The sequence below is a fragment of the Shewanella sp. S23-S33 genome (assembly GCF_043359565.1).
GTDB classification, from domain to species: domain Bacteria; phylum Pseudomonadota; class Gammaproteobacteria; order Enterobacterales; family Shewanellaceae; genus Shewanella; species Shewanella oncorhynchi.
The window spans coordinates 17,365-43,918 of the sequence record NZ_JBHFFD010000024.1 but is presented as its reverse complement, the minus strand read 5'-3'; the positions used below and the strand labels follow the sequence as shown (position 1 = coordinate 43,918).

The 26,554-nt window shown below is 45.5% G+C and carries 25 protein-coding genes; 15 read left to right on the top strand and 10 right to left on the bottom strand.

Annotation, left to right across the window (positions count from 1 at the left end; genetic code table 11):
- Positions 1-12: 12 nt before the first annotated feature.
- The 5 genes from ACHA99_RS07630 to ACHA99_RS07610 form a co-directional block, all read right to left on the bottom strand.
- A complete protein-coding gene (locus tag ACHA99_RS07630; protein ID WP_028761268.1) occupies positions 13-837 on the bottom strand; it encodes a zinc-dependent peptidase in 825 nt (274 codons plus the stop codon).
- Positions 838-946: 109 nt separating this feature from the next.
- The gene (locus tag ACHA99_RS07625; RefSeq protein ID WP_393941990.1) at positions 947-2,686 is read right to left on the bottom strand and encodes a diguanylate cyclase domain-containing protein; all 1,740 of its coding nucleotides are present in this window, start codon (positions 2,684-2,686) and stop codon (positions 947-949) included.
- Positions 2,673-4,076 (bottom strand): ABC transporter substrate-binding protein, encoded by a 1,404-nt coding sequence (locus ACHA99_RS07620; protein WP_263162281.1) that lies wholly within the window; start codon positions 4,074-4,076, stop codon positions 2,673-2,675. The genes ACHA99_RS07625 and ACHA99_RS07620 overlap by 14 nt, the downstream gene beginning before the upstream one ends.
- Positions 4,077-4,326: 250 nt before the next feature.
- Positions 4,327-4,791, bottom strand: coding sequence for a CopG family transcriptional regulator (locus tag ACHA99_RS07615; RefSeq protein WP_263173094.1), 465 nt, complete (start codon positions 4,789-4,791; stop codon positions 4,327-4,329).
- Positions 4,751-5,557: a division plane positioning ATPase MipZ gene (locus ACHA99_RS07610; protein ID WP_168824543.1), complete on the bottom strand. Its 807-nt coding sequence runs from the start codon at positions 5,555-5,557 to the stop codon at positions 4,751-4,753. The genes ACHA99_RS07615 and ACHA99_RS07610 overlap by 41 nt, the downstream gene beginning before the upstream one ends.
- A gap of 525 nt (positions 5,558-6,082) precedes the next feature.
- Between ACHA99_RS07610 and ACHA99_RS07605 the strand changes: the two genes are divergently transcribed.
- From ACHA99_RS07605 to ACHA99_RS07585, 5 genes are all read left to right on the top strand, one after another.
- On the top strand, positions 6,083-6,553 hold the full coding sequence (locus ACHA99_RS07605; protein ID WP_393941988.1) for a GNAT family N-acetyltransferase: 471 nt from the start codon (positions 6,083-6,085) through the stop codon (positions 6,551-6,553).
- Positions 6,554-6,704: 151 nt separating this feature from the next.
- On the top strand, positions 6,705-6,914 hold the full coding sequence (locus ACHA99_RS07600) for a DUF3820 family protein (RefSeq protein ID WP_006082494.1): 210 nt from the start codon (positions 6,705-6,707) through the stop codon (positions 6,912-6,914).
- Between the two features lie 126 nt (positions 6,915-7,040).
- A complete protein-coding gene (locus ACHA99_RS07595; RefSeq protein ID WP_006082493.1) occupies positions 7,041-7,343 on the top strand; it encodes a hypothetical protein in 303 nt (100 codons plus the stop codon).
- 186 nt (positions 7,344-7,529) lie between these two features.
- A complete protein-coding gene (locus tag ACHA99_RS07590; RefSeq protein WP_212601114.1) occupies positions 7,530-8,051 on the top strand; it encodes a GNAT family N-acetyltransferase in 522 nt (173 codons plus the stop codon).
- 166 nt (positions 8,052-8,217) lie between these two features.
- On the top strand, positions 8,218-8,742 hold the full coding sequence (locus tag ACHA99_RS07585; RefSeq protein ID WP_212601113.1) for a GNAT family N-acetyltransferase: 525 nt from the start codon (positions 8,218-8,220) through the stop codon (positions 8,740-8,742).
- A 264-nt stretch (positions 8,743-9,006) separates the two neighbouring features.
- On the opposite strand, the gene ACHA99_RS07580 is transcribed toward ACHA99_RS07585, so the two are convergent.
- Together ACHA99_RS07580 and ACHA99_RS07575 are read right to left on the bottom strand one after the other, a co-directional pair.
- Positions 9,007-9,717: a pirin family protein gene (locus tag ACHA99_RS07580; RefSeq protein WP_393941984.1), complete on the bottom strand. Its 711-nt coding sequence runs from the start codon at positions 9,715-9,717 to the stop codon at positions 9,007-9,009.
- A gap of 13 nt (positions 9,718-9,730) precedes the next feature.
- On the bottom strand, positions 9,731-10,174 hold the full coding sequence (locus ACHA99_RS07575; RefSeq protein WP_173243685.1) for a DoxX family protein: 444 nt from the start codon (positions 10,172-10,174) through the stop codon (positions 9,731-9,733).
- A 231-nt stretch (positions 10,175-10,405) separates the two neighbouring features.
- On the opposite strand from ACHA99_RS07575, the gene ACHA99_RS07570 reads away from it, so the two are divergent.
- Positions 10,406-11,299: a LysR substrate-binding domain-containing protein gene (locus ACHA99_RS07570; protein WP_113939435.1), complete on the top strand. Its 894-nt coding sequence runs from the start codon at positions 10,406-10,408 to the stop codon at positions 11,297-11,299.
- Between the two features lie 84 nt (positions 11,300-11,383).
- On the opposite strand, the gene ACHA99_RS07565 is transcribed toward ACHA99_RS07570, so the two are convergent.
- Together ACHA99_RS07565 and ACHA99_RS07560 are read right to left on the bottom strand one after the other, a co-directional pair.
- Positions 11,384-13,129, bottom strand: a complete 1,746-nt coding sequence (locus tag ACHA99_RS07565; RefSeq protein ID WP_393941981.1) for a bifunctional metallophosphatase/5'-nucleotidase — start codon at positions 13,127-13,129, stop codon at positions 11,384-11,386.
- Between the two features lie 144 nt (positions 13,130-13,273).
- Positions 13,274-14,365 (bottom strand): CNNM domain-containing protein, encoded by a 1,092-nt coding sequence (locus ACHA99_RS07560; protein WP_028761257.1) that lies wholly within the window; start codon positions 14,363-14,365, stop codon positions 13,274-13,276.
- A gap of 151 nt (positions 14,366-14,516) precedes the next feature.
- On the opposite strand from ACHA99_RS07560, the gene ACHA99_RS07555 reads away from it, so the two are divergent.
- The 8 genes from ACHA99_RS07555 to der all read left to right on the top strand — a co-directional run bounded on the left by ACHA99_RS07555 (position 14,517) and on the right by der (position 23,491).
- Positions 14,517-15,638, top strand: a complete 1,122-nt coding sequence (locus ACHA99_RS07555; protein ID WP_028761256.1) for a bifunctional tRNA (adenosine(37)-C2)-methyltransferase TrmG/ribosomal RNA large subunit methyltransferase RlmN — start codon at positions 14,517-14,519, stop codon at positions 15,636-15,638.
- A gap of 32 nt (positions 15,639-15,670) precedes the next feature.
- Entirely contained in the window at positions 15,671-16,459 is a 789-nt protein-coding gene (gene pilW, locus ACHA99_RS07550; RefSeq protein WP_393941978.1) for a type IV pilus biogenesis/stability protein PilW, read from the top strand.
- Complete coding sequence (locus ACHA99_RS07545; protein ID WP_173497628.1) at positions 16,456-17,526, top strand: RodZ domain-containing protein; 1,071 nt, start codon at positions 16,456-16,458, stop codon at positions 17,524-17,526. The genes pilW and ACHA99_RS07545 overlap by 4 nt, the downstream gene beginning before the upstream one ends.
- Before the next feature lie 48 nt (positions 17,527-17,574).
- Positions 17,575-18,690: a flavodoxin-dependent (E)-4-hydroxy-3-methylbut-2-enyl-diphosphate synthase gene (gene ispG, locus ACHA99_RS07540; protein WP_105251894.1), complete on the top strand. Its 1,116-nt coding sequence runs from the start codon at positions 17,575-17,577 to the stop codon at positions 18,688-18,690.
- A 144-nt stretch (positions 18,691-18,834) separates the two neighbouring features.
- Positions 18,835-20,112, top strand: a complete 1,278-nt coding sequence (hisS, locus tag ACHA99_RS07535; protein ID WP_173243697.1) for a histidine--tRNA ligase — start codon at positions 18,835-18,837, stop codon at positions 20,110-20,112.
- 13 nt (positions 20,113-20,125) lie between these two features.
- Positions 20,126-20,746: a tetratricopeptide repeat protein gene (locus ACHA99_RS07530; protein ID WP_168824527.1), complete on the top strand. Its 621-nt coding sequence runs from the start codon at positions 20,126-20,128 to the stop codon at positions 20,744-20,746.
- Positions 20,747-20,757: 11 nt separating this feature from the next.
- Positions 20,758-21,945, top strand: a complete 1,188-nt coding sequence (gene bamB / locus ACHA99_RS07525) for an outer membrane protein assembly factor BamB (RefSeq protein WP_028761250.1) — start codon at positions 20,758-20,760, stop codon at positions 21,943-21,945.
- A 79-nt stretch (positions 21,946-22,024) separates the two neighbouring features.
- Positions 22,025-23,491, top strand: a complete 1,467-nt coding sequence (gene der, locus ACHA99_RS07520) for a ribosome biogenesis GTPase Der (protein WP_393941974.1) — start codon at positions 22,025-22,027, stop codon at positions 23,489-23,491.
- A gap of 82 nt (positions 23,492-23,573) precedes the next feature.
- Here der and xseA read toward each other — a convergent pair whose 3' ends face one another.
- Positions 23,574-24,920, bottom strand: coding sequence for an exodeoxyribonuclease VII large subunit (gene xseA, locus ACHA99_RS07515; RefSeq protein ID WP_393941972.1), 1,347 nt, complete (start codon positions 24,918-24,920; stop codon positions 23,574-23,576).
- A 120-nt stretch (positions 24,921-25,040) separates the two neighbouring features.
- On the opposite strand from xseA, the gene guaB reads away from it, so the two are divergent.
- Positions 25,041-26,507: an IMP dehydrogenase gene (guaB, locus tag ACHA99_RS07510; protein ID WP_006085677.1), complete on the top strand. Its 1,467-nt coding sequence runs from the start codon at positions 25,041-25,043 to the stop codon at positions 26,505-26,507.
- Positions 26,508-26,554: the final 47 nt, after the last annotated feature.

Sequence of the window (26,554 nt, the reverse complement as noted above, 5' to 3'; positions counted from 1 at the left end):
TACTTTTATGGGTTAATGCCAGTTTATCGGATCGAGTTGATAAAAGCGGCTCAGTTCTCTATACAAGTCTGGGTGTTGTTGGTAAAAATCCTCTGGTTTCTCAAAAAAGACTTCGGTGATGACGGCAAAAAACTCAGCGGGATTAGTCGCACCATAATAATTAAATAATGAGGGCGTGCCAAAATTTGCACTGTGTTGTAATTGGGTAAATTCTCTACTTAGCACTTCAGACCAAGTGCTGTAGTCGGCAAAATGCTGCAGAATGGGTGCGCCATTGGCTTGGCCATCTTCTTGATCGAGCTGATGGGCAAACTCATGAATTACGACATTATTACCATCATGGGGATCGGCAGCGCCGTCTAGAGTATTTCTCCATGAGAGCACAACTTTACCGTATTCCCATGATTCCCCTGCCAGCACATTGCGTTGTTCCCACACGATACCGCTAGTGTCTTTATGTTGATTATTGACGATAAAGGCATCGGGATAGACCAAAATCTGTTTCAGTTTGGGGTAAAAGTCGGTTTTACGATTGAGTAGCAGTAGACAGGCTTGGGCCGCGATTGTGACTCTTACTTCATCCGTGATCTCAAAATTATCGCAGCCGATAAAGACTTTTTCATCGATGAAAATTTGGATATGCCGTTTGAGTTGCAGTTGTAGATCTGCGGGTAGAGCATGGAAGTAAGGCAGTCTTTTTTTGAGAATGCTGCGCCATTCTTTTGGAAAAGGTTTCATCGTGACTCGTCGACGATGTAAGGTCTTGCGCCAACGACTCGACAGTAGCCAGGTAATTGCGCCAATTCCTAGGATAAGCGTGATAACAATAGCGAGCATACTTCCCTGATTTTATCCTGATTAACTTAGTATTAACTAATGGGGGTGAAGTCAGTGTAACTCAATCCTCTGGTGAAAAAAGAAACTGAACAGTCGCCGCATTTTATGGTTAGGAATAGCGAACTGGTTGGTTTAGTCGTGTCTCTGTACGATTGCGACCTGTTAGTTTGGCGTGATAGAGAGCTTCATCAGCTTGATTAATTAAGCTATTCGTATCCATAGGTTGTGATCGCTCCCAGCAAGTAATACCAGCGCTGATGGTCAGTATGCCGTCATGGGGGGAGTCTTCATGTGGTATTTTTAAACTGATGATTTTATTGCGTAATACTTCAGCAAAATGATATGCCTCCTCGAGATTGCTCGATGGTAGTACTATCATGAACTCCTCTCCGCCATAGCGGGCAAGCATGTAAGTGGGTTGTTTCAAGATCGATTTGGTGGCATTAACGATTTTCTTAAGACATTGATCGCCTGCGACATGACCATACCTGTCGTTAAATTGTTTAAAATTATCAATATCAAACAGAATTATACCTAGGGGCATGTTGTGGTCCCTTGCATACTCTAATTCTTTTTGGAGTTGTAAATCTAAATAGCGGCGATTATAGCAGCCAGTTAATCCGTCGGTTTCGGCCATGCCTTTAACCTGAGCTGCGTAGCTTTTTAATGTCTCTAAGGAGCTCACCATTTGCTGGAGCTCTAAGTTATCAGTGACAGGCATTCTGGCGTCGAGTTTTTCATTGGCAATGGCATTCATTGCATCTCGAGTCGCCATGACAGGCTTGATGATTCCCTTAGTGATAAAGTGCCAACTGGTGAGCCAGATGAAGAAGCAATATAAGATGCCACTGCAGAAAATTAATACGATAAATGCGGTGCTATCGTTTTTAAGTTCGCGGCCTGTTTGCTGAATTTCATTTTCAACTTGGTTAACGAGATCCTGCGTATAGGTCGCAACGATTTGTGCGGCATCTGCTTGGTATTCTAAATGCGCATTGGCGATATGAGTGCTTCTAATCGCTTTGCGAGAAAGTTCAAAGAGGTTGTCTTCACCGACCATGGTCTGTTTTATTTGTGATAACAAATTAAAATATAAGTTTTTATCGCCACCGATACTATCAAGCATAGCCTCCATGCTTAACAGCAGTCGCATAGCATCTCTTTGGGTTTGGTTTAGTTCAACTAGATTGTCGATGATATTCACTTGAGTTAACTGGGTAAATAAGTGTTCTCCTAGATGACTAAATAAAGATAGCTGCTGATTGGTATTGATATTTAAAGCAATCTGGTCAACGTTTCTCAGCTTAAGCTGACGTTCAGAGTCCGTATTAATATGCTGAAATTGGGTTTGCATTTCATCGCTAAATCCCGACGCCATTGACGTTAAGTTGGCTTGAATATTGGCTGCCTGTGAATTGGCTTGTAAGGCAGTATCGGTTAACGTGTTGAGTAATGGCAGTTGTTGTAAGTAATACAGTTGAGTATCTAAGGCGTGATTTAATTCTTGCTTATTGACAGTAGAAGTTTCTATTGAGGCCAGTAGTCGTGAGTCATTGATAAGTAATTCCCATTGTGTAGAAAGTTCACCTAACAGGCTAGTTCTTTGTTTTTCATCATAATAGTTATTCAAGCGTGCAGTAATGATTTGTAGTTTTTCACTGTTTTTTGCCAGTTGCAGCGCAGTGGTGACTTTTACCACATCTACCCCGACTAAGTGTTCAATTTCTGATTTGAGTTGCTGTGACAGTAATATGGCGACAACACCATTTAATAGCGCCATGCCCACTATGATATAGAAGGCTGAGGTTATTTTTTGTTTCAAACTTTTCAGTGGTTTAGTGCTTGGCATTATTTTCTTTGTCAATAGCAGGTACCTCTCCATAGGTATTTTGGAGGTGTTTTATCTCTGCACTTAATTTAATGAAAATATCTTCACTGTTAGCGGGTCTGCGGCTTGCGCTAAAACAGGCGTGGCTGAGTTCAGGGTAAATTTGTCCCATGGCAGTACTGGTGAAATGCCCAAAGGATAAGACCTTAGTAGACCAAAACATATTGGCTATGTGGCTTGCCTCAAATGCGCCAGCTATGCCTCTTAAAGATTCATCTTTAAATTCTGGGGCTGTTACTACATCCATACGACAAGGATTACCACCACCCATAGCATAGGCATGTTGTGCCTCATAGGTGCCCATATATTTGAGCAGCCAATAGGCTGCTTGAGGGTTTTTGCTGTCGTAGCTAACGGCAAAGGCATAAGCGCCATTGTAGGGATAACCGCCAGGCACTTGGCTTACGGCTAGACGCGCGCCGAGAATGTTCTGTTCAACTTTAAAGGATTTATACCACAGATTATTGTAGGCAAAAGGCCACATTGCCGCTTGACCTGTCGCAATAGCATTAGCTGCTTCATTGAAAGCAAACTGCTCGTTAGCGGGAACGGCATAGGGCATTAATTCGCGATATTGCTTGGCCGCTTCAATGGCTTCATGGTTGATGGTAGGCACTTCAAAATGGGAGATCTGTTTCTGGCTGTTATAGACGGGCTGCATCCAAGTGCCACCTAAGCTCCAAATCATGCTAGAGAATTCATCGTTAATATGTGGCTTATCACCCGACATTAGCGCTAGACCGTAAAAGTCATGAGTCAGTATTTTATCCGCCAATGTAGTGCCTGCTTTACGAGTGAAGAACTGAGCTTGATCTCGTAACTCTGTTAAGGTTTTTGCTGGTGCGAGTGGATAGCCAAACTGACGCAGAAAGTGAGCTTTTTCAGTTTTATTATCAAAGAGATCTGCTCGATAATGATTCCCCATAACATAATTGTTATAGGGAATAGCATGGATTTCACCTTGATAGGACAAGATGTTAAGTAGCGATGGGTAATAGGGTTCTAGGTATTTCTCCATGGCCTTTTCGCCATCGGGATCGTAAAGTTTAGCGAGTTCAATTAAGGGCACTGTATAACCATTGGCAGCCCATTCTTTAGCCCAGCCCGCTTCCATTGTGAGTAAATCGTATTTGCCTGAACCTTGAAGTAAATTCTGGGTCTGTAAGTTAAACATATCCTCTAATTCAGTACTGACCACTTGCACTTTTACGCCGGTTTTTGCGGTGAATTTAGGTAACATTTCTTGGGTTAAATAGTCAGTCCAAAATCCTTTTTCAGCGACCAAAGTGATGGGGGTTTTGTTTGTTAGCGGCGGGATTTGTGCCAATGAAAATTCTGCGTAACAAGGCATCATTATCGCTGCGGTTAAACAAAGAAAAATAAATCTGATCCGGTTTAACAAAAATAATACCTTAATGTTACGTATTGACTCTGAGTTAATATCATTAATTCAGCATTATGTATATTTAAGGATAGGTGGGATCAGAACTTATGCCGCGATTTTATGATGGTTTTTATTGTGTTTTTTTACTTTTTGAGCAAAAAGCCGGTAACTCGATCTTAGCTAAGTTACCGGAAAAGGGTGGGAGTAGTGTGAATCGTTAACGGTTTTGGCGTTGTTGTTCTCGTAATTGCCTCAAGGCAATAGGTAGGTCGAAGTGTTGTTCAATCAAGAGTCGGAGCAGCTTTGATTTGGATATAGTGCTTTCTTCTGCCAGTGTAGCAAGATGGGTTATAGCCGCTTCACTGAGGGAAAATGTTGCTTTGCGATAGTGTGTTTTAGTTTCTACTTTTGCCGGGAATAATACGTCTGTTTCTAGGCTTTGTTTGTGTAAGCTCAACATATTGGAATGGCTCTGGGCCATGTCAGTTGTGATGTGATTTGCCTGTGAGCCTGTGTTTTTTGTGACAGTTGCATCTGCTTTATGATCTAGATTGCTTTTTATCTTATTCAGACTTTGTCCCATTGCGTACAAGTTTGCCGCCTCAATAAACTCATCTAACGAAAGCGAGTGCTGTAAGCTGCTAGATGACATAGCGTTTTTCTTGAGATCGCTGAGTCCCATTTTGCCCCCTTCGTTGAGTGGTCGTGTGAGTGGATTGAGTTTGATTGGTCAAATGATGATGCATTTGACTCACCCCCTGAGCGTGTATCGCGGGATGTAGGAGATTGGCTAAGCTGGCAGCACAATCGACTTGGAATAGTTCGCAGGCGATAGTGCGAATTTCTTCGGCTGCTTTTCCTGTGGGCTCGATTTCAATTACCGATAATCCTGATTCTTCACTGTCATCATAAACATTGCGACAGTAAGTTATCGCGTCAAGGACATGGATATCATAGGTTTTACAGACTTCTTTGGCCTCCAAAATTCGGTTAGCTTGATTGGGTAGACTTGGACATTGGGTGATCACAAAAGAAGCCCGTAACTTGGGATTAATCATCTTACACGTCGCGACGATATCGTCCATATGACATACGGTTTTTAAATCGCGGCGCTTAGGTCTTAAGGGCATTAAAATGTAAGAGGCGACAGACATGGTTGCTCGTAGCGCTAGGTTATCTTGCCCACCGCAGTCGACTATGACTACATCATAGTGTTGCTCAAGACTGAGTAAGTCATTACGGATCTTACCGTAAAGCTGCACGCAATTGATGCTGGCAAGTTGCGGATTGTTGTTTCTTGCATGGATCCAATCAGAGGTAGTGCGCTGGGGATCGCAGTCCACCATAATGACCGAGGCGCTACATTCTGTGGTTAGAAATACAGCTATATTTTGGGCCAAGCAACTTTTACCGCTGCCGCCTTTTTCTCCACCGATTAAGACTATCATGACGCATTCCTTAATTCTTTTGATGACCCTTGTGCAGCGAGTTGATGAGTTTGGAGCTATCCGCATTGATGTCCGAAATCGAATGTAAACCTAATGTTAATCTCGGTCAATTGGCTGATTTTTGACGCTTTTAAATTAAATTGTCGTAGGCGTTTTTCTGTCAGTATCTGGTCATATGCCGTTAATTTGACAAAAAAGATGAGAAGAGGGATTTATAAAAATGTTTTTTATCTTATTGGTTTTACATTGTTTTATCTGTTATCCGTCAGTTAAAAGGGTTGTTTGTGGTGATCGGTAACTGTGCATAGGACTTAGGGTGTAGTTTTTTATTTCTTTCTTGGTACAAATGTTAATTTTATATTTCTAAATGTTATTGGCTGATCTGAGTAAATTATCAGCTTCTCAGTCGAAAGTGGTCTTGTTTGGTGAGGCACTTGTCATCAAACTGCCAAATGCTGGCTTTATCATCTCTATAGACTGACGTCTAAATCGCTTGAAATTTCAACCATGGAGAAGGGATGCCAAATGGATATCAAAACTATTATGCCTATTAAGTTTGAACTCGTTGAAACTGCACCGTTATTTCATGAACTACTTAATCTGCGGGCCACAGTTGGCCTCCCTTCTATTGGCGTTGAACTTGCGGATGTACAGGCATTGTTCTGGGTCTCTATTCGATTAAGTGACAAGACTGAATTGGAACATGCAGGCGCTGGGGCCGCTAAGTCTAATCTATTGGCAACGGCGTGTGTTTATGGCAACAAGCCCGGGCATTTGATGATTGAAGATTTTATTGTCTTACCCGAATACCAATCCTACGGGCTAGCAAAGATAATACTTGAGCGGGTGATGGCCTTTGTTGATGACCATGCGAGTGCGGGAACTTGTGTCAGTATGACCGCCCATGGTGAGCATGAGCGCTTATGTAGTGAATATGGTTTTCAGTATACTCCCAGCGCTAACTTAGGGCCTAATCTGTTAAAAATTATCGCTTAATATTCGTGTGAGAATGCCTTTTAGGTGTTAGCTAGCGCGTATTTTTGCCCTTGGGTATATAGTTACTTTTGCGTAGTTAACGGCGACATTCGTTCGCTTATGTTGTAGCATCCGTAGGATTATCGTGACGTTCTGTATGAGATAACAACCTATGGATCAGCAACTCCTTATTGATGCTGTTAATCAAAAAATGCCCTTTGGTAAGTACGCTGGACGTAAGTTGCTCGAATTACCCGAACCTTATCTGGTGTGGTTCCATAAGCAAGGTTTTCCTCAAGGGAAACTTGGTGAGCAATTAGCCCTAATGTACGAAATCAAACTTAATGGCTTAGAAGGCATGCTAAAACCTCTGTTGAAATGAGTTCCCTTCTTTGTAAGAAAAATACTGCTTTTGCGATAAGTGTTGTATTTCGTGATAGAGATTAGCGATTTATTGTTTTTAGCGTGCTTTAATGCAGCATATTAGCAAAACAAAAGGAACGCAGGCATGATGGCAAAATGGGTAAAATTAGCGGCAGTAGCGACTTTAGCGTTAGGCATGTCAAGTGCTTGGGCTCAGGGTGTCACCCACGAAGGTACTGTTGTTGATACTATGAACGGTGGTGGTTACACCTACGTACAGATTAAAGAAGCTGATACCACTTTTTGGGCCGCGGGTCCTCAAACTGAAGTGAGCAAAGGTGATAAAGTGGCTGTGGTTGAGCAAATGTGGATGAACGAATTCACCAGCAAAACCTTGAACCGCACCTTTGATAAACTGTTATTTGTTGGCCAAATCGATAAGAAATAGTTAGCAGTATCGAGTGCGCTAACCTGAGCGCCTCTGTAATTCAACGGCTTCGATACTTTCGAGGCCGTTTTTGTTTTTAGCGTTCAATGCCGCTAAATCTGAGTTTGTGACTATCTCGATGGGGACAAAGGCGGCAAAATAGCGGCTATTTTTCTAGCCGTTATTACTCAGCAGGGGATCACTCAAGTGATAGCGTTTGAACAGTTCGAGATCCAGCCTTATCAGTCATGTTATGCACGTGAAGTGAGTGAGTTATTTCACCTTTGCGTGCACAGCATTACCCATGTTCGTTATGCGCAGGCGCAGCTTATGGCTTGGTCTGCGGCGCCAAGATCGGCTAAACATTGGGATTTACGGTTACGTCGCTCGAAGGCGTGGGTGGTTTTAGCCATAGATGAAGCGACTGCTTCTTCAGTTTGTTGCGGTTTTATCAATGTCGAAACCCATTTCCCCCGTCAAGGTTACTTAGATAGCTTATATATACATCCAGATTATCAAGGTAAGGGATTAGGTGAGCGCGCTTATCTTGTTTTAGAAGCTTGGGCTAAGGCACAAGGCTATGTGCGCTTGAGCTTGGACGCATCTTATCTCTCTAAAGGGTTGTTTACTCGGATGGGATTTATTCAAATACAGCGCAGTTATCAGCAAAAACTTGGGCAAGTGATCCCAGGTTTCTATATGGAAAAGAATATAGGAAAGAATATTTAACGTGCGTTTACTATGGTTTCAGCTAGAAAGTGATGTAAGGTATTCCACAGTAAAACATTAGCTTAACGCCGTTTAGTGACACTATTTAACTAAATCAGCACTGTTTAGCTTAAATTAGGATTCGGTTAATCTAAGTCAATTAATGATTCAAGATGGAGGGCTGAGAATGAAGATTCGACTATTTACGCCATCGGATGTCTCGCAGCTGGCGGCAATCTTTGAGGCGAGTGTAATGCAAGGTTCTGGTGAGTTTTACTCCTTCGCCGAGCGCTCAGCATGGGCTTATATCGAAGGTGAGACCCGCAGCGAGAGTTATTGGCTTGAACGCTTACAGGGAACCACTATTTGGGTTGCCGAAACCGATAATATGCTGGTGGGTTTTATCAATCTTAAGATAGGCACCGACAGCGATGTTGAAGCCGCTGCTGAAGTGGAATGTTTGTTTGTTCATCCAGAATATGCCCGTTCTGGGGTGGCTACCTCTTTGTATTTTGCGTTGTTTGAAGAAGTTAAAATCTTAGCGCTGAAACGATTAACGGTTGAAGCATCCTATCTCGCGCGGCCTTTTTTTGAGAAACAGGGATTTCGCAGTATTCGTCGTAATGAACATAAGCGTTTTTTGAATGCGACGGATAAAGCACAGGGCCAAGCTCAAGTGTTGGTTAACTTCAGCATGACGCTCGCCCTCTAACTCAGCTTATCAAGGGCTGTTCTGGTAGCTAAACGAGGCCGTTAGCACGGCTTTATCACATCGCCATAGAAGCGCCAATAAAAAACACTGCCAAAGATGACTTGTGGCAGTGCTTCTCGGTGAGTGCTTATCAAGCTGGCATCTAATCACTTACTCAATTGTTTGCTTGGTAGTTTGCTAATAACTAATAACTAATAACTAATAACTAATAACTAATAACCAATAACCAATAACTAGTGAAGCTGAATTATTTAATCGCTTGTATTACGCATTAGGCGATAAATCGAACACTAATGCGGTAACTGGGCCGCCTGTTGCAGTAAAGTCGACACTTGCGAGTTGTGTCAGATGTGCGCCGTCCCCAGCCGTGAGTGTTGTGCCATTGATATCCAACGTACCTTCAATCAATTGAACATACAGATGACGATTTGCTTGAGCGGCGTTCCTACTCATCGTTACTTTTTCGCCCTCACTCAACACTAAACGATATAGGGTCGCATCTTGTTGCACTTTGAGCGTGCCATTTTCACCGTTTGGTGTCACTACAGGCGTCAGTGGTGAGCTTTGCTCGAATGCCTTTTGCTGATAACCCGCATCTATGCCTAAAGTATCTGGGCGGATCCAAATCTGTAAAAAGTGCAGCGGCTCAGTTTTAGAGGCATTAAACTCGCTGTGGTAAATGCCTTTACCTGCGGACATCAATTGAAACTCTCCTGCGGGTAAGGTTTTGATATTGCCGAAGCTATCCTTGTGAGCGATAGTGCCGGATATCACGTAACTGATGATCTCCATGTCTTTATGACCATGGGTATCAAAACCTGCGCCGGGTGCCACTCTGTCATCGTTGATGACTCTTAGGGATGATATCCCCATGTGCTCTGGGTCATAATAGCTAGAGAAAGAGAAGGTATGTTGACTCTTTAGCCAGCCTAAGTCTGCTTGACCGCGATCTTGTGCTTTTCTTAATGTGATCATCTTGCTTTCCCCTTTATTTGATGCGGTTAGCGAATAGGTTATCTACAGCGAATTTGCCAGCACCAGATACCGTCAATGAGACTGTGGCTGCTAATAGGGCGAGACCAAATTCGTAACCGTTATTGGCAAGGAACAGACCGTTGCCTATATGTACCGAGAAAATCGCCACAACCATAGTGAATGACAAGACGAGGGCCGTTGGGCGAGTCAGCAGGCCGAGCAACAGGAACAGGCCGCCGAAGAATTCACTTGAACCTGCCATCAATGCCATTAAGTAACCTGGCGTCAAACCAATCGATGCCATCCATTGTCCAGTGCCTTCTAAGCCGTAACCACCGAACCAGCCAAACAGTTTTTGTGAACCATGGGCGATTAAGATGATCCCGATAGGAATACGCAGTGCCAGTGGGGCAAGACTCGGGGCTGATTTGAGTGTTTTTGCTATGAGTGCTTTCATGGGGTATTCCTTATTTCAAATTATTTAACAAGTGTTTAAGTGTGTTGTTCAATCAGTCTTAACTCAGTTTTTTAATCTGTTCTAACTTAACTTTACTCAGTATCTACATCCGATTTCGGCAGTGAGTTCCGCAGAACCTCTCCATTGCTAAGCAGTGTAGACTTGACCTTTGGCAAAGAAAATCGGAACATTTTCAATGTCTACTTCAAATAATTTGAATATGAGGTTTTTATGTTGCCATCTATTAGTCTCGATGGATTAATCGTGCTCGATGCTATTGATAAGAAAGGCAGTTTTTCCGCTGCTGCCGAGTCTTTGTTTCGGGTGCCGTCGGCACTGACCTACACAGTGCAGAAACTGGAAAGCGATTTAGGCACAAAATTATTTGAACGTAAGGGCCAGCGCGCCGAGCTGACCTTAGTCGGTCAACTTGTGCTGCGCCAAGGCCGAGAAATCCTTGCGGCAACATCAAGGCTCGAAGAGGCGGTGCGTCAACTCGAGACAGGCTGGGAGTCTTCATTGACCCTAGCTATAGATACAGTGGTGCCGGATTTACCCCTGCTGCAGTTGATTGGTGAGTTTACTGAGCTGGGTAAGCAAGTGACTGTGAATATCAGCGAAGAGTCCTTAGGTGGCGGCTGGGATGCGCTCTATTCTGGCCGTGCCGATATCGCTATCGGCGTAACAGGGGAGTTGCCCAAAGGCCAATATCACGTGGTTGAAATTGGGGAGTTGGAGTTTGTATTTGCTTTAAATCCTTCGCATCCATTGGCGCAACATGCTGGCCCAATTCCGACCGAGGCATTGTTGCAATTTCCTTCTATTGTGGTGGCAGACAGTTCGACCGCCCTAGCACAGCGATCAAGTGGTTTATTTGATAGTCGCCAAGTGATCCGTGTGCCGAACATGCAGACCAAAATTAAGGCGCAGCAATTGGGATTAGGTGTGGGTTACATTCCAAAGCACTTGATCTTAGATGCGTTGGCGGCGGGAAGCCTAGTGGCTTGTCATGTGGAAATGCCGCGCCCAACGCAAGCTGTGTTTATGGCATGGCGTAAATATGCTGAAGGCAAGGCGCAGGATTGGTTTACTGCGCGTTTACCGCAATGTGATTGGCAATTTTAAGCTCAGGTTTGTTTAGCGCTTTGTAAGTAGCCACTCACTTTGTTCCTCACAGCATTAATATTTTCGCCATGAGGGGCATAGCGCCTAACCTATACGTTGGCTGTGGCTGGTGTAATGCACATGCTGTGACAATAAATCAGACAGATTCGGTGAGCGATTTAAGAATCGAATAAAGGCCTGTGGCAAAGTCAGTGACTCCATCGATTCCTGCCAGCGGGCTTGCAGCAATGGAGAATAACCTTCTTTACCAGCGGCGGTATAAGATGTTGAAACTCCTACGTAAAGTGACTCAGGTTCAACGGGATACCATAGTGATTGGCTGTCCTGCTGCATCATCTCCAATCTAAATAAACGCTCACCCAGTGGGCGTCGCCCATCGTAGTAATACCGTAGGCCGTAGGTGTAAGGGAAGCTGCCCGCGCCTGTGCCACGGACGCTGTTGTTGGTCGCCGCGTTAATCGCCGATTCGAGCGCTTGATAGAGGAATTGACCTTGAATTTCATACTTAACTAATGGTAATTCGAAGGGGAGTAATTGCCCCATCACATCGGCTAGTGTCAATTGTCCTTGGGCCACCGATTGGCGCACACCGCCGGCATTATGCAGAGCAAAGTTCACTCTAGGGTCGACCAGTTTGGCTTCTTGGAACATGCTGCGACTCACCCAAGGTGCTATTTCACTGCCGTGGGGCAGGGCTTTAGAGGGTAAGCGGGTATGGACTAAGTTCTTCGGCACCAGTGCTAACACTTTGTTTTCCATCTCTGCGATAGCGGGTTTGTAGATATCTCGGATCACGCCATCGATATCGGCATCGGCATCATCCCAAAAGATATTCGGATGCTGATTAAGCTGCTGGCGCACAGCTTGGTAATCTTGATTATCCACAGCTGTGTTAGCACTTAAGATAAAGTGTTGATCTAGCATGAAGTAGTTGCCGCCTGTTAAGCTCAGCATTTTACCTTCAGCGTCAAATACTACCTCGGCCAAGCCGACGACTTCGGCATATTTACCCGCATGCACTATGGGCGTGTTATTAATAACTTCACCGTAGGGCAGGTTGCTCAAACCTAAGGCGCGAAAATCCCCCTGTAGTGTATGCGTGTGACCGCCGACGATAAGGCTAATACCATCGACTTCGGCCGCGAGGCGTTTATCCTGATCTAAGCCTAAGTGGCTGAGCACGATAATATGCTTAATACCTTGATTTTTAAGGTGCTCAACCGTGCGCGCGGTAGTGGCGATAGCATCGACAAAATGTGTGTCGGGATCGGGACGAGCGATCTCTTTCATCTGATCTAAGGTAATACCGACAATGGCTAATGTCTTATCGTGGAAGGGCTTAAGCAGGTATTTCGCGTGTTTTTGCTCATGATCATAATCCAAGATATTAGGCAAACCCCGCAGACAACCGGGTTTGTTTAGATCCTCTTGGCTTAAATCCATATTGCCCGCAAGCAATGGGAAATCAATTTGCTTGGCAAACTCGGCAAGTCTGGCGTTACCTTCATCGATATCGTGGTTGCCAATGACCATAGCATCAGGTGCCAACAGATTGAGTAAGTGGGCGTTGGCCTTACCTTTAAAATGGCTGAAATACAGCGTGCCCTGGAAGCTGTCACCACCATGCAGGAAAATAAAAGGAGTATTGGTTTGTGCAGCGGTGTGACGCGCTTTTGTGATGTGATGGCCGATGCGGGCATAACCACCGCTATGGCTGGTCACATCTAGCTTATGTTGGCCTATGTTAAGGCTAAATTGGACGCGGCAGGGTTCAAAATTCGAATGGGTGTCATTAATGTGCGCGAGTGAGAGTGTGTAGCTCTGTGTCATAACTTACCTCTATTACGGCGGGTGAGTATATACCCAAGCAACCTGAAAATGCGAGTTTCAGAGGGTTCTGAGTCATCCGCATTCTAAAAGAATAAAGGGAGCTAGGCTCCCTTTATATTAACAAGCACTAAACTTGGTTAGCCTTCAGCCGGATTTGGCTTCATCATCATCGGATGCGGCTTCAAAATCACCGTCATCGGATAGGCGAATACCTTTTTGCTTCATGCGCTTAGTCCAAAGTTTACGTGCCAATTGCTGCATATCGGTCGCGGGGTCGTTTAGATCGACAATCTCTAATCCTAACATAGATTCGATGATATCTTCTTGAGTTACGATACCTTGGCTACTGCCGTACTCGTCGACCACCATCGCAATTTGGGTGTTACGTTTAATCATACGCTCAAAAAGTGGCAGAATTTTTGCGGTTTCAGGCACCACAAATAAACTCCGTTTAAGTTCACCAATCGGTGCTTCTGGCGTGTAACGCTCTGCTAGCAATACATCGGTGCGGGTAATGTAACCAATCACATCATCATGATCTTGGTCGTAAACTGGAATTCGAGTAAAAGGCTTGTCGCGGTATTGGCGCACAAACTCATTTTGGGTGAGATCTATGGGCAAAGAAAACATCACAGTACGTGGAGTCATGATCGCCGTGACGGGCATATCTCGCACCTTCAGCATTTGTGTCAAAATTTTTGACTCTTGCTCATCAAGCTCACCGGATTCATGGCCAATTTTGGCCATAGCACTCATTTCTTGGCGTATGTAGTGGCCTTCATCACCTTTGCCCATTAGGCGAGTGACTTGCTGTGACATCCAGATCAGCGGTTTAGTGGTACGCTTCATCCACAGCACGGCAACAGAAACACTTGGTGCGAGGCGACGCCAATGGTTTGCACCCAATGATTTAGGAATGATTTCTGAGAAAAACAGGATAATAAATGTTAATACGCCCGAGAAAACACCTAACATATCGTCACCAAATACTTTAGCCGCTTGCGCACCTGCAACGGCGGCACCGACGGTATGAGCGATAGTATTTAGGGTAAGGATTGACACCAAAGGGGCTTCGACATTCTCTTTCAATCTACGCAAGCGCGCGGCTGCGGCACTGTCAGTTTGTTCGAGTGATGCGATATAACTTGGGGTAACCGATAACAGAACAGCTTCGAACACACTGCACAGAAAAGAAACAGCAACAGCGACAAGCACTATAATGATGAGGGTTAACATATAGGTGGAATTACAACTCCGTATTTTAGGCCAATATTAGCCCTTGGAGATTCTATCATAGGTGAATTGAGTTACTGGCTAAAATTTATTTGCGTCTGTATAATTCGCCGCCCTGTTGCAGGATCCGGTTTTTGGTGTTGAGGTTAGCTATATGAGTGAAAAGAAGATCAATTTATTAGACCTTGATCGTAAGGCGATGCGCGCATTATTTGCGGAAATGGGTGAAAAACCCTTTCGTGCCGATCAGCTCATGAAATGGCTATATCATTTCGGTGTCAGTGACTTCGAAGAGATGACCAACATCAACAAAGTGTTACGTCAAAAGTTGGCGGCCCGCTGCGAGATCGTTGCACCAGAAATTTCGAGTTTCCAAAAATCGACCGATGGTACGATAAAATTTGCAATTAATGTTGGCCAAGGCCAAGAAGTGGAAACGGTTTATATTCCTGAGGATGATCGTGCGACCTTGTGTGTATCTTCACAGGTTGGCTGTGCGCTGGAATGTACTTTCTGCTCGACGGGTCAGCAAGGTTTTAACCGTAACTTAACGGTTTCTGAAATCGTCGGCCAAATCTGGCGCGTGTCGCACTTTTTAGGATTTGCAAAAGACACGGGCGAGCGTCCGATCACTAACGTCGTGATGATGGGCATGGGTGAGCCATTACTCAATTTAGCCAATGTGATCCCTGCGATGGACATCATGCTCGATGATTTTGGTTTTAGTTTATCAAAGCGCCGCGTGACTTTATCAACATCAGGCGTAGTGCCAGCGTTAGATAAACTGGGCGATGCCATCGATGTGGCACTTGCTGTCAGTATTCATGCACCCAATGATGAGTTGCGTGACATTCTGGTCCCGATCAATAAAAAGTATCCGCTGGATGAGTTTTTAGCGGGTATTCGTCGCTATATTGCTAAATCAAATGCTAACCGCGGCCGCGTGACGGTTGAATATGTGATGCTAGATCATATCAACGACAGCACAGACCAAGCCCATGAGTTAGCTAAGTTAATGAAAGATACGCCTTGTAAGGTGAATCTGATCCCATTTAATCCGTATCCAGGCTCGCCTTATGGCCGCTCATCTAATTCACGTATCGACCGTTTTTCTAAGGTTCTTATGGAATACGGTTTTACTGTCATCGTACGTAAAACCCGTGGTGATGACATTGATGCCGCTTGCGGTCAGTTAGCTGGCGATATTCGCGACAGAACGAAACGTTTAGCGAAAAAACGCATGCAAGAAAACCAGATTTCAGTCACAATGAATTAACTCTTTGTTTGCACAGATTTATAGGCTTGCCCATGAAGCATGGATTGCCAAGGTTTTCGTTGATTTTAAGCCTGTCATTATTGATGACAGGATGCGTCACTGAGCGTACTTATACTGGGACAGATATTCCTGTTTCGGAACGAAAGTTAGACAAAGTCGCCGCCGCAAGAGAGCGGATGCAGCTCGGTTTAACCTATTTAAATCGAGGTAGCACGGAACAAGCCAAATACAATCTTGATAAAGCATTAGAATATGCTCCAGAGCTCGAAGATGTGCATACCGCTCTGGCTTATTACTATCAAACCGTGGGCGATTTAGTGCGTACCGAAGAGTCGTACATGAATGCCATTAGTACTAAGGACGCCTCTGGCGATTCCATGAATAATTTCGGGGTGTTTTTGTGCCAACAAAAGCAATACAACAAAGCTGAAAAAATGTTTTTGGCCGCAATTGAAATGCCCAAATATACGCGCACTGCCTCAAGCTATGAGAACTTAGGTCTTTGTAGTCGCGAAGCAGGACAAGCAGAAAAGGCACGACAGTATTTTCAGATAGCGTTAAAGTATGACCCGAGACGCTCGGTGTCATTACTGGAGTTGGCAGAGTTAGAAGTCGATCAAGGTGATTTTATTCAGGCGCGAAACCAATTAGCGCGCTATCACCAAGTGGCTGAGCAAACTCCAGAAAGTTTAGCGCTCGGGATCAAAATAGAGCAGGCAGTGAATGATGATGCCGCTGTGAAGAGATTTGGTATTTTATTGCTTGCCAAATTCCCAGCATCACCTCAGGCCAAGCAATACAGAGTTAATTTGCATCAATGAAAGATCATGAAACCAATGCGCCAGTTGAGTCGGTAGCACCGCAATCAGTCGCGCTAGATGTCACGCTTGGTACTTTATTAAAAGCCGCCCGCGAAAAAATGGGCCTTAGTATTCAAGATGCCGCTGTAAAGCTGCATCTACGTCCTCGTATTATTGAAGATATTGAAGCTGACAATTTTACCAATATTGCCTCATCGACTTATGTACGTGGCTATGTGAAAAACTACGCGCGTATGGTCAGTGCCGATGCGGCTTTGATTGAAGCTTGTCTTGTGCAGCAAGTGCCAGTTGTGACTGAGCCTGCAATGCAAAGTTTTTCACGCAAAACCACATATCAAGCTCGCGATACACGTTTAACTTGGCTGAGTATTTTTATCGTCATAGTGTTACTCGGTTCGTTAGTCGTCTGGTGGATGCAAAAAACCACCTTGCTAAGCACTATTGATGTGTCGCAACCCACGGCTGAAGAGGTCGCAGCAGCGAATCAGACGCTGCCAGGTGATGTGTTATTGACCGAAACGGATGCCAGTCCTCGTTTGACTGAGATTGCCGCAAACGGCTCAATGTCTATCGATGGTCCAATTAAAGATACTGATGCAAGCACTATTGATGTCAGCACAGGACCAACGGACAATAATTATCCTCAGACCGTTGATACGAGTAATGAAGATGGCGGTTCAGCAATCGCAGCCACTACGACAATGCCATCGGTTCCGCAAACGACAGCTCCTGTAGTCCAACAGCCTGTTAGTGCAACGCCTTCACCGACCACAACATCACCGACCACTGCCACTACAGCAAGTACTTTGGTTGCTGTTGCAGGACAATCGATTATAGATGTCCAGTTGACGGGTGATTGCTGGATAAACATTGTTGATGCTAAAGGTAAAGCGTTAGTCGATGGTGTTAAAGGCGCTGGCGCAACAGTGCAAGTGAGCGGTGTGCCACCGTTTAAAGTCATTTTAGGTGCACCCCATGTAGCGACCTTAAGCTTAGATGGTCAAATTGTTAGCCTAGCGGATTTCCCCAAGGGACGAGTCGCGCGTTTAACCTTGCCTAAAGTCTAACGACCGCGTAATGATCTGCAGCACGTACCGAAATAGAGCGTATTAAGCATGTATAATGAAACTCCCATAAAAAGACGTCCTTCCACCCGCATTTATGTGGGTAATGTACCGATTGGTGATGGGGCGCCGATTGCTGTTCAGTCAATGACCAATACTAAGACTACAGATGTTGAAGCGACAATCGCTCAAATTCGTGCCTTAGAGAAAGTCGGTGCCGATATAGTGCGTATCTCTGTACCCACTATGGATGCGGCTGAAGCCTTTAAACTCATTAAGCAAGCGGTCAATGTTCCTTTAGTGGCCGACATTCATTTTGATTATCGCATTGCTTTAAAAGTTGCCGAGTACGGTGTCGATTGCCTTCGAATCAATCCGGGTAATATAGGCAATGAAGAGCGTATTCGTAGCGTGGTGGAATGTGCCCGTGACCATAATATTCCTATCCGTATTGGTGTGAATGGTGGTTCATTAGAAAAAGATCTAATGGACAAGTATAAAGAACCCACACCTGAAGCCTTGCTTGAATCAGCTATGCGTCATGTGGATATTCTGGATAGATTGAATTTTGACCAGTTTAAGGTCAGCGTTAAAGCCTCCGATGTATTTTTAGCGGTCGAATCTTACCGTTTATTAGCAAAACAAATTCGTCAACCCCTGCATTTAGGCATTACCGAAGCCGGTGGCGCGCGCGCGGGTTCAGTGAAATCGGCCGTAGGCTTAGGTATGTTATTGGCCGAAGGCATAGGTGATACCCTACGTATTTCCTTGGCCGCTGATCCGGTCGAAGAAATCAAAGTCGGTTTTGACATTTTAAAGTCACTGCGTATTCGTAGCCGTGGCATTAATTTCATTGCCTGTCCATCTTGTTCTCGTCAAGAGTTCGATGTGATCAGTACAGTCAATGAGTTAGAGCGTCGCCTCGAAGACGTGACTACCGCCATGGATGTGTCTATTATCGGCTGCGTAGTTAACGGCCCTGGTGAAGCCTTAGTGTCGCATATCGGCTTAACCGGTGGGCATAATAAGAGCGGATATTACGACGAGGGTGAACGTCAAAAAGAACGTTTTGACAACGATAACATTGTCGATTCCCTCGAAGCGAAAATTCGTGCAAAAGCCAGTCAAATGGCGAACCGTATTCAAATCAAAGACACAACTGAGTAATATGTACCCGCATTTGTGCATAGATTACGCCTAATGATGTTGAGCTAGGCCCCGAAACCGACGGGGTCGTTTTACGTTTTACGCTCAAAAGCCTATAATGCGTGACATTTTTATTAATTTAGCGAAATCGGACGAGTCGATACAGTGGCAAAACAGATCCAAGCGATTCGCGGAATGAATGACATTCTGCCAACTCAAAGTCCTCTATGGCAAAAAGTGGAAGCGGTACTACGTTCGAGCGTCAGTGCTTACGGTTACAGCGAAATCCGCACTCCAATAGTGGAAAATACCGATCTTTTTAAACGCTCTATCGGTGAAGTGACTGATATTGTTGAAAAAGAAATGTATACCTTCGCAGATAATAACGGTGACAGCTTAACGCTACGCCCTGAAGGTACCGCGTCGACAGTGCGTGCAGGTAACGAAAACGGTCTGCTATATAACCAAGAGCAACGTCTTTGGTATATGGGGCCTATGTTCCGCCACGAACGTCCACAAAAAGGCCGCTATCGCCAATTTAACCAATTTGGCGTTGAAGTGTATGGCATTGGCTCGGCTGATATTGATGCTGAAGTCTTGATGCTATCGGCACGCCTGTGGGAAAAACTCGGGATTAGCGAGCACGTCTCGCTGCAGCTAAATACCTTAGGTGATCCTGCTGAGCGCGCTGTTTATCGTGATGCCTTGATAGCGTTTTTAGAGCAGCATAAAGATGAGCTCGATGAAGACAGTAAGCGTCGCATGTACAGCAATCCACTGCGAGTATTGGATTCAAAAGATCAAAATGTCCAAGCCATATTGGTTGATGCACCTGAGTTAATGGATTTTCTCGGTGAAGAATCGAAGACACATTTTTCACAATTGCGTGAACTACTTGATGCTGTGGGTATCAAATACACCATTAATCCGCGTCTAGTACGTGGTTTAGATTACTATAATCGCACTGTATTTGAATGGGTTACATCTAGTTTAGGCTCACAAGGTACTGTACTTGCGGGTGGTCGCTACGATGGTTTAGTCGCCCAGTTAGGTGGTAAAGATACTCCAGCGGTCGGTTTTGCTATGGGCTTAGAGCGCATTGTCTTGCTGCTTGAAACCTTAGAGCTGACCAAAGATATTCCGCCAGAAGTGGATGTGTATGTCACGACCATGGGTGATAGCTGTCTGGTTGAAGCCATCAAGGTCGCGCAGGAATTACGTAACGCACTGCCAAACCTTAAAGTGATGAGTCACTGTGGCGGCGGTAACGTGAAGAAACAAATGAAGCGTGCCGACAAAAGCGGTGCGAGTGTGGCACTACTGATAGGTGAAGATGAACTTGCCGAAGGTATGGTTACGGTTAAACATTTACGCAATGACATCGAACAACAACGGGTAGCTCGAAGTGCCTTAGGCGCATTTTTGGCTGAACTGATCAAATAAAGGGGACGTGCGCGTGGAAATTTATAGCACAGAAGAACAACAAGTTGATGCTATCAAGCAGTTCTGGAAAGATTACGGAAATTCAATTTTAATCGGTGCCGTAGTGGGTTTAGGCGGCCTATATGCGTGGAATTATTATTCTGACGTTAAAGTGGCGCAAGCGGAAGAAGCTTCAAAAGCGTTCCAAAATTTGACCACTAAATCTGCCGATGAAGCCGCAATGCTTGCGGGTGTCGCCGAGTTTTCTAAAAATCACGATCAAAAGGGCTATCAAGCCTTGTTAGAACTGATCGTGGCCAAAACTGCGGTAGAAGCGAAGGATTATCCAAAAGCGATTGATGCCTTGAACAAGGTGATTGCGGCTAAACCTGGTGCTGGTTTAGATGTGATTGCGACTTTGCGTTTAGCACGAGTACAAGCAGAGCAAGGTCAAATTGATGCAGCTCTAGCGACCTTAGATCAAGTAACAGATAAAGCTTTCTTCGCTCAGCGCGATGAGTTGAAAGGTGATTTCTTAGTACGTCAAGGTGAAGTTGAGAAGGCAAAAACAGCTTATCAAGCTGCCATGGACAATGGTGGTGTGGTGACAAGCCCTGCGCTTAAAATCAAACTTGATAGCCTAAATCAGGCATAAGGGATCCCTTGATGAAGTCTTGGTGCAAAAACCTGCTAGCCGCTGGATTAAGTCTGGCCATGTTATCCGCCTGTTCGTCGAGCGATGTCGAAGAAGAACCGGTAAGTGAGTTAACTGCCATTCAGGCGACAGTGTTTCCTGAAGTGAGTTGGAGCACCTCTGTCGGCAATGGTGTTGGAGATTATTATTCTCGCCTCGCCCCCGCCGTTAGTTATGGAAAAATTTTTGCCGCCGACCGTTATGGTGAAGTGGTTGCCTTCGATGAGGCCACTGGCGAGCGCGTTTGGACTAAAGATTTCAGCGAAGAGTTTCGTGATAACGCTTTAGCGAAAAATAAAGGTGCGCGTATTGCTGCTGGTGTGACTGCTGCGCGTAATAAAGTCTTTTTAGGTGGCGAAAGTGGGCTGCTTGCTGCATTGAACGCTGAAGATGGTCAAGTGTTATGGCATGTCGTTGCTGGCGGTGAATTACTGTCTGCTCCCACTGTGGCCGATGACGTCGTGGTGGTCAGTACCAGCTCTGGTTCACTCGAAGCGTTTAACGTTGATACTGGCGCCAAGCTGTGGGTGTATGAAATGCAATTGCCGAATCTGACCCTGCGCGGTACAGGTTCTGCAGCTTACGAAGCGGGTGGTTTCTTCATAGGTACCGCCGATGGCAAAGTGGCTGTTGTGATTAAAAACAATGGTCAAGCTGCGTGGGAACAGGCGATTTACAATCCAACTGGCGGTAACGAGTTTACGCGTATGGCCGACGTGGATATGACCCCCTTGATCCTTGGCGACAATTTATATGCGGTGAGCTACAACGGTAACTTAGTGTCGATGGAACTGCGCACGGGTCGAGTTGTGTGGACACGTAAGTATTCTAGCTTTAACGAGTTAGCATCAGCGGGCCTAAGCTTGTACTTAGTTGACGATCACAGCCGTATCTACTCAGTTGATAAACGTAACGGTTTGGAACTGTGGAGTAATTCTGAGTTAGCTAACCGCACTCTGACATCTCCGGCTGTGTATAAAGACTATTTAGTTGTGGGTGATTTCGAAGGTTATTTGCACTTCATCGATCGCAGTACAGGGACGATTGTGGGTCGTGTCCAAGTGGACAGCTCAGGATTATACAGCCAGCCGTTAGTGGTGGATGATAAAATCTATGTTCAAGGTCGCAGCGGAAAGTTGGCTGTTGTAACACTTCCATAGTTAAAAGTGTTATCCTTGCTGAGCCCCTGGAAGTGTGTTCCGGGGGCTTTTTATTGAAAAGTTTTTTAGAGGCAAAATCATGATCCCTGTAGTGGCCCTTGTTGGTCGGCCGAACGTCGGTAAATCCACCCTATTTAATCGTCTTACGCGCACGCGTGATGCGCTGGTTGCTGACTTTCCTGGCCTAACACGTGACCGTAAATATGGTCGAGCATTCTTATCCGGCTATGAGTTCATTGTGGTCGATACCGGCGGTATCGATGGCACTGAAGAAGGGATCGAGACGAAAATGGCTGAGCAATCCCTTGCTGCCATTGAAGAGGCCGATGTCGTTTTATTTATGACCGATGCGCGTGCGGGTTTAACCGCTGCGGATCTGTCGATTGCACAGCACTTACGTAGCCGTGAAAAAACCACCTTTGTGGTTGCTAACAAAGTTGACGGTATTGATGCCGATTCAGCTTGTGCCGAGTTTTGGTCTTTAGGTCTTGGTGAAGTTTACCAAATGGCGGCGTCCCAAGGACGCGGCGTGACCAATATGATCGAATACGCGCTGACTCCTTATGCCGAAGCGATGGGCATTGTGCGTCAAGGTGAAGACGAAGTTACTGAAGAGCGTGAATATACCGAAGAAGAAGCCGAAGCTGAGCAAAAGCGTCTGCAAGATTTGCCTATCAAGCTGGCGATCATAGGTAAACCTAACGTCGGTAAGTCAACCCTGACTAACCGTATTCTAGGTGAAGAGCGTGTCGTGGTATTTGATGAACCAGGTACGACCCGTGACAGTATTTACATTCCAATGGAACGCGAAGGTCGCGAGTACGTGATTATCGATACTGCGGGTGTTCGTCGCCGCAGTAAAGTACATCAAGTCATTGAGAAATTTTCAGTGATCAAGACCTTGAAAGCGGTTGAAGATGCTAACGTGGTTTTGCTTATCATCGATGCCCGTGAAGGTATTGCCGAGCAAGATTTAGGTCTGTTAGGTTTCGCACTCAATGCGGGTCGCGCTTTGGTTATTGCCGTCAACAAGTGGGATGGTATCGACCAAGGCATTAAAGATCGCGTGAAGAGCGAGCTTGACCGTCGTCTTGGTTTTATCGACTTTGCCCGCATTCACTTTATTTCGGCGCTGCACGGTACTGGTGTTGGCCATTTATTTGAATCGATTGAAGAAGCTTACGACAGTGCTACACGCCGCGTCAGCACTTCTATGTTGACTCGTATTATGCAAATGTCGCAGGACGATCACCAGCCGCCATTAGTGAATGGTCGCCGTGTGAAGCTTAAATACGCTCACGCCGGTGGTTACAATCCGCCAATCGTGGTTATTCACGGTAACCAAGCGAGTAGACTGCCTGACTCGTACAAACGCTACATGATGAACTACTTCCGTCGTTCGTTGAAAGTGGTGGGTACGCCAATCCAGCTGCGTTTCCAAGAGGGTGATAACCCATTTGAAAACAAGACTGAGAAGTTAACTATGAGCCAAGAGCGCCGTCGCAAGCGCGCACAAAGCCATATCAAAGACAGAAAAACCAAATAGTGTTTTTTACCAGACACATTTGAAACAAAAGGAACCTTAGGGTTCCTTTTGTGTTTTAAGACTATTTCAGCGTCATGTAGATTTATTCGAGCGGTTTTATTTGAGTGACGGTTGATATCACTTGTCCATGGCGCAAGCGGGTCTGCAAACTATCACCTATGGCCAGTTTATCGGCAAAGTCGACCACTTGATGGTGGATGTCAGTGGTAATGCTGTAACCACGGCTTAACGTGGCAAGCGGGCTGACGGTTTCGAGTTGATGGGCCGCGTACTTTATCCGTTGCTCACTTTGGCTGAGTTTGTCCTGCAATGCATCCTGTAAGCGGCTCGCAAGATAACTTAAGCGGTTACCCTCAATGGCGAGTTTATGCTTGGGAGATTGCTGTTCAAGGCGGCTTGCGAGCAACTGCTGACGGCGGCTGAGCAGATGCAAGCGATTCGACAGCGCGGACTCTAGTCGTAATTGCATCTCATCGAATCTTTGTTCGAACTGCTGCAAAGTCCGTTTAGGGTCTTGGCGTTGCAGTCTGTGCTCTAGCAAACTAAGTCGTCTTTCTTGTTTAAGCTGATAATGTTTCGCGCTTTGTTGCAGGCGCGATAAGGCTGTGGCGAGTTTTTGCGCCTTATTATCACTGTCTTGTGATAATAGCTCCGCGCCTGCAGAGGGTGTTGGGGCGCGGATATCAGCAACATAATCACTGATAGTCGTATCAACTTCGTGGCCGACGGCGCTGACAATGGGCAGGGCGCTGTTATAAATCGTATGGGCGAGGGCTTCGCTGTTGAAACACCACAAATCCTCAAGCGAACCGCCGCCACGGGTGAGCAGTAATACATCGACTTCTAAACGTTGGTTGGCGATATTGATTGCCTGACAAATACTCTGCGCTGCGGTTTCGCCCTGAACTTGAGTCGGATAGATAATGACTTCAATCGAAGGATCGCGCCTTGCCAATACATGTAATACATCACGGATCGCCGCACCCGTAGGTGACGTAATAACGCCAATGCGTTGAATATTTTTGGGTAGCAATCTTTTGGTGTCGGCGGCAAATAAGCCTTCGGCGGCGAGCTTCATCTTGAGTGCATCGAACTGCTGGGCGAGTAATCCATCTCCTGCGGGTAACATGGACTCAATTAATAATTGATAGTCGCCTCTGGGTTCATACACGCTGATCGCGCCTTTGACCAGCACTTGCTGACCATTGATGGGCTTAAAGCTGACCGTTTGGTTACGGCCTTTAAACATGGCGCAACGGATCTGCGAAGAGTGATCTTTTAAGGTGAGATACCAATGACCTGAGCTGGGGGAGGAAAAGTTGGATATTTCGCCATTAAGCCAAATTTTACCCAGTTGTCCCTCGAGAATTTGTCTGACTTCACCATTGAGCCGCGAGACAGTATAAATGTTGTTTTTGGTGCCTTGCATCGAATAACTCAATAAAATGGGGATATTTACTATTTTCCATTTACCAGTGGCGATATGCAAGGTATAATCCCGCCGCAATATTTCACCTCTAAATCCTACTCAACTGGGGAGATGTTGCATATGCTACGTTTAATTAAAGAAGCGCTTACTTTTGACGATGTGTTGCTTGTTCCTGCGCATTCGACTGTACTCCCAAATACCGCCATTCTAAAAACTCGCCTGACCAATACCATTGAATTGAATATCCCACTTGTGTCTGCCGCTATGGACACAGTTACCGAAGCTCGTCTTGCGATCGCGATGGCGCAGGAAGGCGGCTTAGGCTTTATTCATAAAAACATGAGCATTGAAAAACAAGCCGAAGAAGTTCGTAAAGTAAAAATTTACGAAGCGGGCGTGGTTCAACAACCTGTGACTGTGACCCCATCAACGACCTTAGCCGATCTGAAAGTGTTAACACTGAAGAATGGTTTTGCGGGTTATCCCGTGGTCAACGAAGCCAACGAGCTGGTCGGTATCATCACTGGTCGTGACGTACGTTTCGTGACAGATTGGAGCAAAACGGTAGAAGAAGTGATGACGCCTAAAGCGCGTTTAGTCACTGTTGCCGAAGGCACTAAATTAGATGAAGTGCAAAAATTGATGCACTCACATCGTATCGAAAAAGTTCTTGTGGTTGATGATAACTATAAGCTGAAAGGCCTCATCACAGTTAAAGACTTCGAAAAAGCCGAACGTAAACCGAATGCCTGTAAAGATGAGTTAGGCCGTTTACGTGTTGGTGCCGCCGTAGGTGCGGGCGCTGGTAATGAAGAGCGTGTTGACGCTCTGGTTAAAGCCGGTGTTGACGTCTTACTTATCGATTCTTCCCACGGTCATTCCGAAGGTGTTTTACAACGCATTCGTGAAACTCGCGCTAAACATCCTGATTTGCAAATTATCGGTGGTAACGTTGCCACGGCTGAAGGTGCATTAGCCTTAGTCGAAGCGGGTGTTAACGCAGTTAAAGTGGGTATTGGCCCTGGTTCTATCTGTACGACTCGTATCGTGACAGGTGTTGGCGTACCACAAATTACTGCGGTATCCGATGCCGCCGCAGCCATGAAGAGCCTAGGTATTCCTGTGATTGCCGATGGCGGCATTCGTTTCTCTGGCGATTTAGCCAAAGCATTAGCCGCGGGTGCATCTTGCATCATGGCGGGTTCAATGTTTGCGGGAACTGAGGAAGCACCGGGCGAAACTGAGTTATATCAAGGCCGTGCGTATAAATCCTACCGTGGTATGGGTTCATTAGGCGCTATGTCTCAAGGTTCTTCTGACCGCTATTTTCAATCGGACAATGCTGCAGACAAGTTAGTCCCCGAAGGTGTAGAGGCGCGCGTGCCTTACAAAGGCAAGTTGAAGGAAATCATCCATCAACATATGGGCGGCCTTCGTTCATGCATGGGCTTAACCGGTTGTGCCACCATTCTAGAACTGAATGAAAAAGCCCAATTTGTGAAAGTGACTTCAGCGGGCATGGGCGAGTCCCACGTTCACGATGTGACTATCACGAAAGAAGCGCCGAACTACCGTTCAGGTTCTTAATCGTTTGATAAGAGGGGCGGCGTAAGCCGCCTCTTTGTAAAACGTAT